Source organism: Microvirga sp. ACRRW, from assembly GCF_022346925.1.
Classification (GTDB): domain Bacteria; phylum Pseudomonadota; class Alphaproteobacteria; order Rhizobiales; family Beijerinckiaceae; genus Microvirga.
This window is the reverse complement of the sequence record NZ_JAKRNJ010000003.1, coordinates 298,863-313,298: the sequence shown is the minus strand read 5'-3', so window position 1 is coordinate 313,298 and position 14,436 is coordinate 298,863. Positions and strand designations below refer to the sequence as shown.

Annotated in this window: 13 protein-coding genes; 7 read left to right on the top strand and 6 right to left on the bottom strand. The window is 63.7% G+C overall.

Annotated features, from left to right (window positions below; translation table 11 throughout):
• Positions 1 to 143: 143 nt before the first annotated feature.
• The 5 genes from dnaN (at position 144) to MHY87_RS08820 (ending at position 4,885) form a co-directional block, all read left to right on the top strand.
• On the top strand, positions 144 to 1,262 hold the full coding sequence (gene dnaN, locus MHY87_RS08840) for a DNA polymerase III subunit beta (protein WP_239351113.1): 1,119 nt from the start codon (positions 144 to 146) through the stop codon (positions 1,260 to 1,262).
• Positions 1,263 to 1,440: 178 nt separating this feature from the next.
• Entirely contained in the window at positions 1,441 to 2,595 is a 1,155-nt protein-coding gene (gene recF, locus MHY87_RS08835; protein WP_239351111.1) for a DNA replication/repair protein RecF, read from the top strand.
• Positions 2,596 to 2,675: 80 nt separating this feature from the next.
• Positions 2,676 to 3,413 carry a hypothetical protein gene (locus MHY87_RS08830; protein WP_239351109.1) on the top strand — a complete coding sequence of 246 codons (738 nt, stop codon included), beginning with the start codon at positions 2,676 to 2,678 and terminating at the stop codon, positions 3,411 to 3,413.
• Positions 3,406 to 4,143, top strand: coding sequence for a hypothetical protein (locus tag MHY87_RS08825; RefSeq protein WP_239351107.1), 738 nt, complete (start codon positions 3,406 to 3,408; stop codon positions 4,141 to 4,143). Before MHY87_RS08830 ends, MHY87_RS08825 begins: the two co-directional genes overlap by 8 nt.
• 127 nt (positions 4,144 to 4,270) lie before the next feature.
• Positions 4,271 to 4,885 (top strand): LysE family translocator, encoded by a 615-nt coding sequence (locus tag MHY87_RS08820; RefSeq protein WP_239351105.1) that lies wholly within the window; start codon positions 4,271 to 4,273, stop codon positions 4,883 to 4,885.
• Positions 4,886 to 4,908: 23 nt separating this feature from the next.
• Here MHY87_RS08820 and MHY87_RS08815 read toward each other — a convergent pair whose 3' ends face one another.
• Entirely contained in the window at positions 4,909 to 5,133 is a 225-nt protein-coding gene (locus MHY87_RS08815; RefSeq protein ID WP_239351103.1) for a DUF378 domain-containing protein, read from the bottom strand.
• A gap of 303 nt (positions 5,134 to 5,436) precedes the next feature.
• On the opposite strand from MHY87_RS08815, the gene gyrB reads away from it, so the two are divergent.
• Positions 5,437 to 7,863: a DNA topoisomerase (ATP-hydrolyzing) subunit B gene (gene gyrB / locus MHY87_RS08810; RefSeq protein WP_239351101.1), complete on the top strand. Its 2,427-nt coding sequence runs from the start codon at positions 5,437 to 5,439 to the stop codon at positions 7,861 to 7,863.
• Between the two features lie 85 nt (positions 7,864 to 7,948).
• Here gyrB and MHY87_RS08805 read toward each other — a convergent pair whose 3' ends face one another.
• Both MHY87_RS08805 and MHY87_RS08800 read right to left on the bottom strand, forming a co-directional pair.
• Complete coding sequence (locus MHY87_RS08805; RefSeq protein WP_239351099.1) at positions 7,949 to 9,325, bottom strand: methyl-accepting chemotaxis protein; 1,377 nt, start codon at positions 9,323 to 9,325, stop codon at positions 7,949 to 7,951.
• Entirely contained in the window at positions 9,300 to 9,824 is a 525-nt protein-coding gene (locus tag MHY87_RS08800; protein ID WP_239351097.1) for a PAS domain-containing protein, read from the bottom strand. The genes MHY87_RS08805 and MHY87_RS08800 overlap by 26 nt, the downstream gene beginning before the upstream one ends.
• 133 nt (positions 9,825 to 9,957) lie before the next feature.
• On the opposite strand from MHY87_RS08800, the gene MHY87_RS08795 reads away from it, so the two are divergent.
• Complete coding sequence (locus MHY87_RS08795; protein ID WP_239351095.1) at positions 9,958 to 11,112, top strand: Xaa-Pro peptidase family protein; 1,155 nt, start codon at positions 9,958 to 9,960, stop codon at positions 11,110 to 11,112.
• A 6-nt stretch (positions 11,113 to 11,118) separates the two neighbouring features.
• On the opposite strand, the gene MHY87_RS08790 is transcribed toward MHY87_RS08795, so the two are convergent.
• The 3 genes from MHY87_RS08790 to MHY87_RS08780 are packed head-to-tail and all read right to left on the bottom strand — an operon-like array spanning position 11,119 to position 14,433.
• On the bottom strand, positions 11,119 to 12,135 hold the full coding sequence (locus MHY87_RS08790) for an Ldh family oxidoreductase (RefSeq protein WP_239351093.1): 1,017 nt from the start codon (positions 12,133 to 12,135) through the stop codon (positions 11,119 to 11,121).
• Positions 12,136 to 12,153: 18 nt separating this feature from the next.
• Positions 12,154 to 13,392: an FAD-binding oxidoreductase gene (locus MHY87_RS08785; RefSeq protein ID WP_239351091.1), complete on the bottom strand. Its 1,239-nt coding sequence runs from the start codon at positions 13,390 to 13,392 to the stop codon at positions 12,154 to 12,156.
• Between the two features lie 24 nt (positions 13,393 to 13,416).
• Complete coding sequence (locus tag MHY87_RS08780) at positions 13,417 to 14,433, bottom strand: 4-hydroxyproline epimerase (RefSeq protein ID WP_239351089.1); 1,017 nt, start codon at positions 14,431 to 14,433, stop codon at positions 13,417 to 13,419.
• Between the last annotated feature and the right edge of the window lie 3 nt (positions 14,434 to 14,436).

Sequence of the window (14,436 nt, the reverse complement as noted above, 5' to 3'; positions counted from 1 at the left end):
AGAGGCATGTTCAGGAGCTAGCAGGCCGCATGGCTTGCTTTCTCCGGCAACAAACGCCAATCTTGCCGCCTCGCTTGTCGCGTCAGTGACAGGCCAAAGGTTTCCGTGAGAACAAGAATTTCACCGACAATAGGTGTCGCGTTATGAGAGTTACTGTTGAGCGCGCCGCTCTTCTGAAGGCGTTGGGGCACGTGCACCGCGTCGTCGAGCGCCGCAACACCATTCCGATCCTGTCGAACGTGCTTCTGCGCGCCGAGGACGGAGCCTTGCGCCTGCGCGCGACCGACCTCGACATCGAGGTGACGGAGACGATCCCCGCCGAGATCACGGAGGCAGGTTCCACCACGGTTCCGGCCTACATGATCTACGACATCGTGCGGAAGCTGCCCGACGGCGCGCAGGTCTCGCTGGAGATGACCGCCGATCTGGGCCAGATGCAGATCCGCTCGGGCCGCTCGCGCTTCATGCTGCAGGCCCTGCCGGAAAGCGATTTCCCGGATCTCGCCGCCGGCGACCTGCCGCACAGCTTCACGCTGGCCGCCGCCGATCTCAAGAAACTGATCGAGAAGACGCAGTTCGCGATCTCGACGGAAGAGACGCGCTATTATCTCAACGGCATCTATCTTCACACCATCGATGCCGGCGGATCGCTCGTCATCCGCGCGGTTGCCACCGACGGCCACCGCCTCGCCCGCGTGGAGCTTCCCGCTCCCAACGGCTCCGAGGGCATGCCCGGCGTGATCATTCCGCGCAAAGCCGTGGCCGAGATCGTCAAGCTCGTCGAGGACGGTTCGGAGAACATCACCGTCGAATTGTCGCCCGCCAAGGTGCGCCTGACTTTCGATGGCGTGGTGCTGACCTCCAAGCTCATCGACGGCACCTTCCCGGATTACCAGCGCGTCATCCCCGCCGGCAACGACAAGGTGCTCGTGGTCGAGCGCGGTGATTTCGCCAAGGCCGTGGACCGCGTCTCCACCATCTCCTCGGAGCGTGGCCGCGCGGTGAAGCTCGCGCTGGCCGACGGCCGCCTGACGCTCACCGTCAACAACCCGGATTCGGGCAGTGCTACGGAAGAGATCGAAGTCGATTACGACAACGCGCCCATCGATATCGGCTTCAACGCCCGCTATCTCCTCGACATCACGTCCCAGCTCGACGGCGACACGGCCCTGTTCAAGCTCGCCGATCCCGGCTCGCCCACTGTCATCCAGGACCGCGAGGGTGCGCCTGCGCTCTACGTCCTGATGCCGATGCGTGTGTAAGAAGTACCAACCAACGTCATCCCGGGGCTGCGCAGCAGAACCCGGGATCGCAAGACGAGAATGGTGCCTTATTCTGAGGACGATCCCGGATCGGCTACGCCGTCCGGGATGACGGAATAAGCCTGGCGACACTGCCAACGCTTGATCTTTCGCGTCCGCTCCTGAATGAAGGGAGCGCATGTCCTCCGCCCCCGTCGCCGCTTCCCGAATCGCCCGTCTAATCCTTCAGGACTTTCGCACCTATGCGAGCCTGGATCTCCCCGTGTCACGCCCGCTCGTGGCGCTCGTGGGCGAGAACGGCGCTGGCAAGACCAATGTGCTGGAGGCAATCTCCCTCTTCATGCCGGGACGGGGCCTGCGCCGTGCGGAGCTCGGCGACATGGCGCGCCAGAGTGGCCCCGGCTCCTTCGCCATCTCGCTCACCCTCGATGCGCCCTTCGGCGAGCATCGCCTCGGCACCGGCCTTGAGCCGGTGACGGAGAACGGCAGGGCCTCGCGCGTCTGCCGCATCGACGGCGCAACCGCATCCTCGCCGACGGCCTTCGCGGAATTCCTGCGCGTCGTGTGGCTGACCCCCGATCTCGATGCCCTGTTCCGCGGCCCTGCCGGTGACCGCCGCCGCTTTCTCGACCGTCTCGTTCTCGCGGTCGATGCGGAGCACGGCACGCGGGTGAATGCGCTGGAGCGCGCGCTGCGTTCGCGCAACCGCGTGCTGGAGGAAAATCCCGACGACCGCCTCTGGCTCGACGCGCTTGAGCGCGAGGTGGCGGAGCTTGCCATCGCGGTCGCCGCCGCGCGCCGTGAAACGGTTGAACGCCTCGCGGCTCTCATCCTCGAAACGCGTGCGGAAGACTCACCCTTCCCCTTCGCCACGATGGGCCTGGAAGGCGAACTCGATACGCTCGTCGCCACCCTTCCCGCCGTCGATGCGGAGGACCGCTACCGCGCGATCTTGCGCGATCACCGCGCCCGCGACCGCGCGGCGGGACGCACGCTCGTCGGACCACAAGCTTCCGACCTTCTCGTGCGCCACGGGCCGAAGGATATTCCCGCCAACACCGCCTCCACGGGCGAGCAGAAGGCGCTTCTCATCGGCCTCGTTCTCGCTCATGCGCAGCTCGTTGCCAGCATGAGCGGCATCGCGCCTTTCGTGCTCCTCGACGAGGTCGCCGCCCATCTCGACCCGCGCCGCCGCGCAGGCCTGTTCGCGGCACTGGAATCGCTCGGCGGACAAGTCTGGATGACGGGCGCCGATCCGAGCCTCTTTGCCGAACTCGAAGGCCGGGCGGATGTGCTGCAGGTGTCGCCCGGTGTGATCGAGCCGGTCTCCTGAACAGCAACCTCTCCGTTCATGGAGTTTGCTGGCCGCTTGAACCCAATAAGGATGCTGCCCGTCTCAACGAGGCCGTTTCCTTGCGTACTGCTCTTGCCATCCTGATCGCCTGCGCCGCATTCGCGGCATCGCTGATATGCCTTGTCGTTCTGGATGAAACGTTCGGGAGCGGCGAGATCGAGGCTTCAATTGTAGCCGCCGTCCTTGCGGCTCTCCTCGCCCCCTCTTTTCTCGTGATTGCAGCAGGAGTGATTGCAGCGCCGAAAGCCGGCCTTCGCAGTCATGTTCTCGATAGCGTGCGTGGCAACGTCCCGCACATCGCAGGAAAATGGGCAAGCACCGCTTTCATCGGCTTTTCGGCCTGCCTCTTGGCAGTCCTCGTCTCGGCAACCATTCGGTTCCTGTCGCCTGTCTCATTTACAGCGGAGTATCAATGGCGCGACTTGACCATGACGGATGGCGTCGAACTGGTTGCAGAGTTCTTCATCGCCGCGATTTTCTGCTGGGTCGGGTTGCTGAGCATCCTTGCCTGGATCTGCCTCAAGATCTTCGGAACGGCACGGAGAACTTTCGCTTTGGCGGTGGCGATTGCCGTCCTGGAAGGCCTCGGCCTGGGATTGGTCGCTCTTGTGTCCCTCTATCTCGATTATCCGCTCGATCTTGCCGTGATGGCTGAAAGTTTGGCCTGGTGCATCGCAACGGTCACATGTGCGTGGCTCTATGTGACGCGCACCCTGGAGCATGGCCTTCTAGCCCTCGCATGGTTCCCGGCTTTGATCCTGACCTTGCAGCCGCTCTGGGTTTATCTCGGTGTTTAGCAGGCCTTTTCTCACTCTCCTCGGCCTAGGCCTTCTGGGAGCGATTCCTGTCTTTCTGTTTCCAACCAATCCGCAGCACGCATCGTCGGGGATAGGCACAGGACTTGTTCTTCTCATAACCCTTGCCGCAGCGGTCGCCATCGGTGTCGCGCTTGCGGAGCGTGTGGGCGCCGTTTCCCTGATCCTGCGCCGCGTGCGGAATGAACCGCAAACGTCCGAACCGCAGCATTGGCTGCGCACAATCGATCTCGCCTGCATCGTCGGCGTGTGCCTGATTGAGCTTTCCCTGCTGACATGGTGGCTCTTTCCCGAAGCATATGGGGAGATCGCGAAATACGCAGATCGCCTGGATCCATCCCGAACCTTCTGGTCCGATTCCGTGCTCGGCCTCACATTTTATGCGATCACGTGCGAGCTGATCTTGCGGTTCGGACTGGTGACATTGATCTTGTGGCTGGGCGGCTCCACGGCGGAGAGCCGCGGTCCCGCCTCACTGACCTGGGCTGCCCTTCTGATCCCTCCATTGTTGATGGCCCTCGTATCGTTGATCCTGGGCAGCCCTGTCTCATGGCCGATCCTGTTTTATGAAGGGATCGGCGTCGCCGTGAGCCTCTTCCTTGGTTGGCTCTATGTGTCCAAGGCACTGGAGCATGCAATCCTGGCGAGCATGGTCATAAGCGCGGTCTATGCAGGGCTCGCGCTCTTCCTGGCGATTTTTTCCTTGTCATAGAAATGCTGAACCACTGTGCCGCAGGTTTCAGCCGGTGTGATCGAACACATCAAAACTCGTTGATGGTCTGAGACGCTGCTCCGGCCTATAAGGGAGCCGTAACATCAGTTCTTTGCAGGTCATCGCCATGGAACCCGCAGGCCTCATCCTGTTCTCGTCCGCCCTCTTCATCGCCGCCGCCTCGCCGGGGCCGGGGATTGCGGCCATCGTGGCGCGGGTGCTGGGGCGCGGCCCAGGAGAAGCGATCCCCTTCAGCATCGGCATCGCCCTCGGCGACGTGGTGTGGCTCACCTTCGCGGTGTTGGGCCTTGCTGCCCTGGCGCAGGCTTTCCACGAGGTCTTCCTGGTCGTGAAATACGCAGGCGCGGCCTATCTGCTCTACATCGCCTACAAGCTCTGGACGACGCCCGTCGAAGCACGGGACGTTGCGGCGGAGGAGAAGACAGAGCATCCGTTGAAGCTGCTGCTGGGTGGGCTGGCGCTGACCTTGGGCAATCCCAAGACGATCGTGTTCTACCTGGCCCTGCTGCCCACCTTCCTCGATCTGACGAAGATCACGGTGCTGGGCTATCTGGAACTGGCTGTGGCGACCTTGGCCGTGCTGGCGGTGGTATTCGGCGGCTATATCGTGCTCGCCGCCCGTGCGCGGAGTCTCTTCACCAGCCCTAAGGCGATCCGCATCCTCAACCGCACCACCGGAACGGTCATGGCGGGCGCCGCGGCGGCCGTGGCGGCCCGCTGAGGAGCCGCCTGACGCGCCTTCGCTCAGTACCGGTCGAGACGGCCCTCGCCGCCGGAGAGGTCCTGGAACAGCGGAACCAGCTGCCAGAGCGCCGACAGGCCGACGAGAACGTAGACGATGCGCGAAAGCGCCGAGTCCGGACCGCCGAACAGGGTGGCGACGAGGTCGAACTGAGCCAGGCCCATAAGGCCCCAATTGATTCCGCCGATAATCAGCAGAATGAGGGTGATGATATTGATCGCTCGCATGTTACTCTCCAAGGTTGCAGTGTTCTGTTCGCAACCCGGGAGCTTGAGCAAAGGTTCCTGCCCACTCGGCCTATAAAAGGATGCCCGACAGCGCCCCTTAGCCGGGCCCGAGGATCCTGAGGCAAAGAACCGCCCCCTGAAGGCCCCGAATCGGCACTTTTCCGTGGATTTTGCCCCCCTTTCTCACGCGCGCGTAGGCGCGCGGGGGTGAAATCTCAACCAATCGTCACTAAATATCTGATCTGACGAATCAAAACCCTGGCGCGCGCCTGCCCCTTCCGCTGCGCCTTGCAAGGATCCCAAATGGCCGAACCTGCTATCAACGCGAATGCCGATGCCTACGGCGCCGACTCGATCAAGGTGCTCAAGGGCCTTGATGCGGTCCGCAAGCGGCCGGGCATGTATATCGGCGATACCGATGACGGCTCGGGCCTGCACCACATGGTCTACGAGGTGGTGGACAACGCCATCGACGAGGCCCTTGCCGGTCACGCCACCGAAGTCACGGTCACGCTCAATGCCGACGGCTCCGTCACCGTTACCGATAACGGGCGCGGCATCCCCACCGATATCCACTCCGGTGAAGGCATCTCGGCCGCCGAGGTCATCATGACCCAGCTGCACGCAGGCGGTAAGTTCGACCAGAACTCCTACAAGGTCTCGGGCGGCCTGCATGGCGTGGGCGTGTCCGTCGTGAACGCGCTGTCCAGCTGGCTCAAGCTGCGCATCTTCCGCAATGGCAAGGAACACTTCATCGAGTTCCACCATGGCGATTCCGTGGCTCCGCTGGCTGTTGTCGGCGACGCCAACGGTCGCCAGGGCACGGAAGTGACCTTCCTGGCCTCCACGGAAACCTTCACCATGGTGGAGTACGATTACTCCACCCTCGAGCACCGCCTGCGCGAGCTCGCGTTCCTGAATTCGGGCGTGCGCATCATTCTCACCGACAAGCGCCATGCGGAACATAAGCGCGAGGAGCTGATGTACGAGGGCGGCGTCGAAGCCTTCGTGCGCTATCTCGACCGCGCCAAGTCGCCTTTGATCCAGCAGCCGATCATGATCCGCTCCGAGAAGGACAGCATCGGCGTGGAAGTGGCGCTCTGGTGGAACGACTCGTACCACGAGAACGTGCTCTGCTTCACCAACAACATCCCGCAGCGCGACGGCGGCACGCACCTCGCGGGCTTCCGCGCGGCGCTCACCCGCCAAGTGAACGGCTATGCGGAATCCTCCGGCCTCACGAAGAAGGAAAAGGTTTCGCTGACCGGCGACGATTGCCGCGAAGGCCTGACCGCCGTCGTCTCCGTAAAGGTGCCGGACCCGAAATTCTCGTCGCAGACGAAGGACAAGCTCGTCTCCTCCGAGGTTCGCCCCGTCGTCGAGAACGTGATGAACGAGGCTCTCAACAACTGGCTCGAAGAGCATCCGACGGAAGCTCGCACCCTCGTCGGCAAGGTGGTGGAAGCAGCCGCTGCCCGTGAAGCCGCCCGCAAGGCACGCGAGCTCACCCGCCGCAAAGGCGCGCTCGACATCGCGTCGCTGCCCGGCAAGCTCGCCGATTGCCAGGAGCGCGATCCGTCGAAATGCGAACTCATCCTCGTGGAGGGTGACTCGGCCGGCGGCTCGGCCAAGCAGGGCCGCGACCGCGCCTTCCAGGCCGTTCTCCCCTTGCGCGGAAAAATCCTCAACGTCGAGCGCGCTCGCTTCGACAAGATGCTCTCGTCGCAGGAGATCGGCACGCTGATCACCGCGCTCGGCACGGGCATCGGCCGCGAGGAATTCAACCTCGACAAGCTGCGCTACCACCGCATCATCATCATGACGGACGCGGACGTCGACGGCTCGCACATCCGTACGCTGCTGCTCACGTTCTTCTTCCGCCAGATGCCAGAGCTGATCGAGCGCGGGCACCTCTACATCGCGCAGCCGCCGCTCTACAAGGCGACCCGCGGCAAATCTTCGATCTACCTCAAGGACGAGCGCGCGCTGGAAGATTACCTGATCGATGCAGGCATCGAGAGCGCATCCTTGCGTCTCGAAACCGGCGTCGAGTTCCAGGGCGATCAGCTCAAAGGTCTGATCGACGAAGCCCGCCTCGTGCGCCAGGTGCTGAACAACCTGCATACGCGCTACAACCGCAAGGCCGTGGAGCAGGCAGCCATTGCCGATGCGCTGCGTCCCGACGTGGTCGAAGATGCGGAGCGCGGCCCCAAGGCCGCCGCTTACATCGCCACGCGCCTCGATGCGATTTCGGAAGAACTCGAACGCGGCTGGACGGGTGAAGTGCGCGATGGCGGCTATGTCTTCTCGCGCACCGTGCGCGGCGTGACGCAGACGACCGTTCTCGATCAGGCGCTGATCGCCAGCCAGGAAGCCAAGAAGCTCGACGAGCGCGCCAAGTCGCTGCAGGACGTCTATGCCAAGCCTGCAAAGCTCGTGCGCAAGAACGACGAAGTTCAGATCGACGGCCCGCTCTCACTGTTCGACGCGGTGATCGCCTCCGGCCGCAAGGGTCTGCAGCTGCAGCGCTACAAAGGCCTTGGCGAGATGACCGCGCAGCAGCTCTGGGAAACGACGCTCGACCGCGACATCCGCTCGCTGCTGCAGGTGAAGGTGAAGGACACCACCGACGCCGACGACCTGTTCGTGAAGCTCATGGGCGACGTGGTGGAACCCCGCCGCGAGTTCATCCAGGAGAACGCACTCTCGGTGGCAAATCTCGACGTGTAAGGCTGGAAGCCGTCATCAAAAACGAAAACCCCGCCTCTTCAGGCGGGGTTTTTTCTTGCACGGATGAAACCCAAACAGATGAACTTCAAGCGGCCTTGAGCAGGTCGCTCTTGCGGCGCTCGACGCCTCTATAGGCAACTACTTCGTTCTGCTGGCGCTCCATGGGGCCTCGGCGCAGGGACACTAGGAACTTGCGGACCACATCGGCCAGGTGATCGCCCTGACCGGCGACCTGCCGCGAGGTCTCGAGCACCGAGCCTGCGAGATGCTTCGTCTCCGCCGTGTTCTGGCTTACGCTCTGAATGTTGTCGGTCACGCCCTGCGTTCCAACGGACGTCTGCTCGACGCTGTGCGCGATCTCGGCGGTGGCGGCGGTCTGGCCGGAGATGCTCTGCGCGATGCGCGAGGTGGCATGGTCGATATCCGCCACGATAGTGGAAATCTCCGACACGGCGGAAACGGCGGCCTCTGAGGCGGACCGCAGTTCCGCGATCTCGCTGGTGATCTCTTCCGTTGCCTTGGCGGTCTGGGTCGCCAGAGCCTTCACCTCCTGCGCCACCACGGCAAAGCCGCGCCCGGCTTCGCCCGCGCGTGCGGCTTCGATGGTGGCGTTGAGCGCCAGAAGATTGGTCTGCGAGGCGATGGTGGTGATGAGGCCGACGACGGCGCTGATGCGCTCGACCGCGTTGTTGAGGCTGTCGACAAGAGCCGCCGTGGATTGTGCTTCCTGCGCCGCCTGCCGGGCACGCGTTGCGGAATGATCGGCTTCCGTTCCGATCTCCTGCGCGGAGGCGGCGAGCTGCGTCACGGCGGCGGCGACGGTCTGTACATTGGAGGCCATGTCGGACGCCGTCGAGGCCACAAGGCTCGTGCGGTCGTCGGTAAGGGTCGCGCCCTCCTGCAGCACTGAGGCCATGGTACTCATGTTGGCGGACGATTCCGAGAGCGTCTGCACGATTGTGTTGATCGCCTGCTCGAACTCCGCCGTCGAGTGGTTGAAGGCCGCAAGGCGCCCTTCGATGACCTGCGACGCCTCGTTGATGATGATCGCGCCGTTGAGCATCGAGCCATGCAGCCCATCCGGCAGGATGCGGCGGAAATACTGATTGTTGCGGATGGCGTTCATGGCCGCCGAGGACTCGCGGATATAGGCGTCGATCCGGTCCGTGGCGTCATTGATGGTGCCGTGCAGCTTTCCGAGAGCGCCGCCCTCCCCGCTGCCGACGATTCTCGCCTCGAAATCGCCATGCCCGACCCGGTCGAGAATATCGGTCGCAACCGCCAGCGCGCGATAGCTGCGCAGCAGCATCAACCCGCCGAAGATGAACCCGGCATCGGCGACGAGCACGATGAGCGACGGCATCGCACCATTGACGAGAGAGGCGATGGCCTGCCCCGTCACCGCAAGAGCGGCAACGGCAAAGCCGATGCTCGCCTTAGAGAGAGAAGACAAATTCATCATAGCTGGCCTTGCTCGCCGTCGCGGTTTTCAGGAGATGCTGGTAGGAGGCGCCAAGGCCCTCCTTCGCATTGCGGAAGGAGGCTTCGACGCGGATGAGATCGGCGTAGAGAGGCGTGATGACCTTCTCCACCACGTCTCGCTTCGGCACGCGGCGGTTGGAATGAAAACCGCAGACCTGCATGGCGTTGTCGTAGGAGGGCGTCACATGGGCGAAGACCCAGTAATGGTCGCCGTTGCGCGCCATGTTCTTCACATAGGCGAAGACCTCGCGCCCGTCCTGGATCGAGTCCCACAGAAGCTTGAAGACCGCGCGCGGCATGTCCGGATGACGGATCGTGCTGTGCGGCTGGCCGATCAGCTCCTTCTCCGTATAGCCGGCGATGTCGCAGAAGATCTTGTTCGTATAGGTCAGCCGGCCCTTTAGATCCGTTTTCGAGACGATGAAGGAATCGGGATCGAAGAAGATCTCGCGCTGAGTGGGAGTGACGGCTTGGGACATCGAGCGGCTTCTTGAGAATGGTGCAGCCTGCTTGTCGCAAAGCTTGCTTGCGCGAGCCTGATCGCACCCCAGGGTTGATCTCGCGCCAAGGATGCGCGAAGCAGGAAGGCGCGTTCATCCAAAAGGCTCCTCCATGTCCGCATCCTCCCCCTGGCGTCACCCCGTTTCCCCGATTTCCGATGCCGAGAGGCTGCAACGCCTCGCGCGCCTGAGGGAGCGCATGGAGGCTGCCGGAATCGGCGGGCTGCTTCTCGGGTCCACGGAGAGCCTGCGGTATTTCACCGGCCTCGTCTGGCATGCGAGCGAACGCCTTTGCGGCGCTCTCGTGACGAAGGATCGCCTCGTCTATGTGGTGCCCGGTTTCGAGCGCTCGCGGGTGGAAACATTGCCGCGCCTCGATGCGGAGATCGCTACCTGGGAGGAGGACGAGGAGCCAACAGCCCTTGTCGCGAAGCTGCTCGGACCAAAGGGCACGCTTGCCCTCGACGGCCAGTTGCCGCTCTTCCTCTATCACCGGCTCGCGCAGTCGCTCGGCGCTGAGCGGCTTCTGGATGGCGCACCTCTGATCGCCTCGCTGCGCATGCGCAAATCCGCTGCCGAGGTCGCGCTCATTCAATATGCGATGGACCTCACGCTCGACGTGCACCGGGTTGCTCATGCGGCGATGAAACCGGGTGTGCGTGCGTCCGAGATCGTGTCCCTCATCGATTCCGAGCATCGCAAGCGCGGCGCGGATGATGGCTCGTCCTTCTGCATCGTCTCCTTCGGTGTCGCCACCTCCCTGCCCCATGGTGCGGATGGAGATCAGGTGCTGAAAGCGGGCGACCTCATCCTGGTCGATACCGGCTGCCATATCGGCGGCTACTGCTCCGACCTCACGCGCACCTACACGCTGGAAGAACCCTCAAGCGAGATCGCGCGCATCTGGAATATCGAGCGCGAGGCGCAGCAGGCGGTGTTCGAGGCGGCGCGCATCGGCGCGCCTTGCGAAGCGCTCGACGCGGCAGCACGCCGCGTGATCGAGGCCCATGGCCTCGGGCCCGATTACCGCGTCCCCGGCCTGCCGCATCGCGCAGGGCATGGCCTTGGCCTCAACATCCATGAGGAGCCCTACATCGTGCGCGGCAACCGCACCTTGCTGGAGCCGGGCATGTGCTTCTCCAACGAGCCGATGATCCTCGTTCCCGATGCTTTCGGCGTCAGGCTCGAGGACCACATCGTCATGACGGAGAGCGGTCCCCGCTGGTTCACCCAGCCGTCCACATCGCCCACGAAGCCTTTCGGCTAGAAGCCATCAACGCGGCAGGAGAGCCTGCAGGTCGTCATAGAGCGCCTTGGGAATCCGCACCCCGTTCGCCTTGCTGCGTTCCCGCGCCTCGTAGCGGCGCTGCGAGGGGAGACGCGCGCCTTGCCCGACGATGGAATCGAACATCTTTTCAGCACGCGCCACGTGCTGCGTGGCATCCGCGCCGAGAAACACCTTGGGATCGAAGGCGAGGATCAGCTCACCGTGACAGGGCGCTGCGCCGACGCCCTCGTCGAAGGCCATGGATTCCGCGCTCGTCATGTCGCCGATGAGCGGTCCCGCCATCAGCTCGATCATGGCGGAGAGCGCCGAGCCCTTGTGCCCGCCGAAGGTGAGCATCGCGCCCGCGAGCGCCGCCGTCGCATCGTTCGTCGGGTTGCCTTCGCCGTCGATGGCCCAACCGTCGGGAATGGGCTTGCCCGCGCGCCGATGCAGCTCGATCTCGCCGCGCGCAATCGCACTGGTGGCGAAGTCGAACACGAAGGGCGGCCCGTCGGGACGCGGCCATGCGAAGGCGATGGGGTTGGTGCCGAAGACGGGCTTCTTGCCGCCCGCAGGCGCCACCCAGCTGTGGCTCGGCGTCATGGCAAGCGCCACGAGGCCTTCCGCGGCAATCGCTTCCACCTCCGGCCAGAGAGCGGAGAAATGATAGCAATTGTTGATGGCCATAGCGGCCAGTCCCGTGCGACGCGCCTTCTCGACGAGCAGCGGCCTGCCGCGCTCGAAGGCCAAGGGCGAGAAACCGTAATGGGCGTTGACGCGCACCACCGCCAATGCGTGATCCACCACATCCGGCACCGCGTTCGGATCGACCTTCCCTTCCTTCACCGAGCGCACGCAGCCGAGCAGCCGGTATAGCCCGTGGGAATGGCATTCGTCTCGCTGGCCCGCATAGACGACGGCGGCAATGGCTTTTGCATGCTCCGGCGAAAGGCCGCCTGCTTCGAGCACATCGATGCTGATCCGCCGGACCTCGTCCAGCGAGAGGGCAATGTCTTCACTCATAATGTTACCATCCGTGAATTAAAAACGCTGAGCCGAGAACGGCTTCATATCGAGCAATGTCGGCGTGCCTTCGATCAACTCAGACACGAGGCGCGCCGTGATCGCCGCTTGCGTCAGGCCGTAATGGCCGTGGCCGAAGGCATAAATCACGCGTTTGTCGCAGGTAGCCTGCCCGATCACCGGCAGGGAATCCGGAATCGACGGGCGGAAGCCCATCCAGCGCTTCGCCGGTTGGCTCTCGTCGAGATGCGGCAGGAAGCGTTTCAAGCGCGTGATCATCGCGGCGGTGCGCTCGTGATTGGGCGGAGCCTGCGTTCCAGCGAACTCCACCGCGCCGCCGACCCGGTCTCCCGTATCAAGGGTAGAGGCAACGAAGCCCTCGCCCTCGAACATGATCGGGCGGTTGAGGCCGAACGCACCCTTCGCATAGGTCGCGTTGTAGCCGCGCTCCGTATCGAGCGGAATGTTGTCGCCGAGCTGCTTCGCAAGCGCGCGCGACCAAATTCCGGCGGAGATCAGAACGCGATCCGCCACGACGGACTTCACCGCACCATCCGTGTGGATGTGAACCGCGTCATCCTGAGGCTGAACGGCAAGGGCACGGCCTGCGACGTGCACGGCGCCGCGCTCCACGGCAAGCCGCAGCAGATCGGAGGCGAGATTCGCGGGATCGGATACGTGGCAGCCGTCAGGATAAAGAAGCCCCGCCTCCACATTGCGGAGCGCGGGCTCGATCTCGGCAATCCCACGCGGATCGAGAACCTCCATCGCAATGCCGAAATTTCTCTGCCGCGCCATGATGTCTTCCGCGCGCAGGAAATGGTTGCGGTCGCGCCAAACCGACAGGATGCCCTTTTCGCGAAGATGGCCTTCCAGGCCCAAGGCGGAGAGGCGCTCCTTCCAGGCCGGAAGGGACTGCTCGTTGATGGCGCGGATGGCGCTGATGCTCGACTTGATGCGCGCCGGAGACGAGGCCAGCACGAAACGTGCGAGCCATGGAGCGAGCGCTGGAAGATAGGACGGCCTGATGGTCAGCGGCCCAAGCGGGTCCATGAGCCAGCGGGGAAGATTGCGCCACGCCTTGGGAGATGCCAGCGGCATGATGTCCGTATGCGCGATCCAGCCCGCATTGCCGTCGGTCGGCCGCTGATGATCGGTGCCGGGATCGACGAGGGTCACCTGATGACCCTTGTCGAGAAGAGCATGGGCGGCGTTGAGACCGACGATCCCTGCGCCAACAATCACAATCCGCATCATGAACCCTGTCGTGAAGGTTTGCTCTCAGCGAGCCTGGTCGACCACCTGGAAACCCATGGCGAAGGGATCGCGGTCGTCGATGAAGATGGTGTTGAAGCCCGTCACCCGCGCCCAGCCCTCGATGGAGGGAATGATCGCATCGCGGTCGCCCACTTTCGCGCGGCCTTCGATGCGGCCCGTGAAGGTGGAGCCGATGATGCTCTCATGCACAAAGGCATCGCCCTCCTTCAGCGCGCCCCGCGCGGCGAGATGCGCCATGCGCGCCGAGGTGCCGGTGCCGCAGGGCGAGCGGTCGATGGCCTTGTCGCCGTAGAACACCGCATTGCGCGCGGTGCCTTCCGGCGTCTGTGCCTTGCCGGTCCAGAGCACGTGCGTCAGGCGGTTGATGCTCGGATTCTCAGGGTGAGCGATCTGGTAGCGCGCATTGAACGCCTCGCGCAGCTTCGGGCTCCAGCGCAGCACGTCGGACGGATTGATGTCCGCGAGATCCGAGTAGAGTTTCTGCGGCTCGACAATGGCGTAGAAATTGCCGCCATAGGCCACGTCGACGGTGAGATGACCAAGGCCTTCGACCTCGACTTCATAACCTGTGCCATAGAGGAACGAGGGAATGTTGGTGATGCGCACGCGCTCGATGAACGGGCCGTTCTGCTCGTAGCGTGCTTCGACCACGCCTGCGGGCGTATCGAGCCGCAAGAGGCCGGGCGTCTTCGGATGGATGAGGCCGTTCTCAAGCGCTATCGTCACCGTGCCGATGGTGCCGTGTCCGCACATGGGCAGGCAGCCCGACGTTTCGATGAAGAGAATGCCCACATCGCAATCGGGGCGTGTCGGGGGATAGAGGATCGAGCCCGACATCATGTCGTGTCCGCGCGGCTCGAACATGAGGCCGGTGCGGATCCAATCGTATTCCGCCAGGAAGTGCTGGCGCCGCTCGAACATCGTGTCCCCCTTGAGCTGGGGAATGCTGCCGCCGCCGACCACGCGGACCGGATTGCCGCAGGTGTGACCGTCGATGCAGAAGAAAGTGTGGCGCGCCATGGC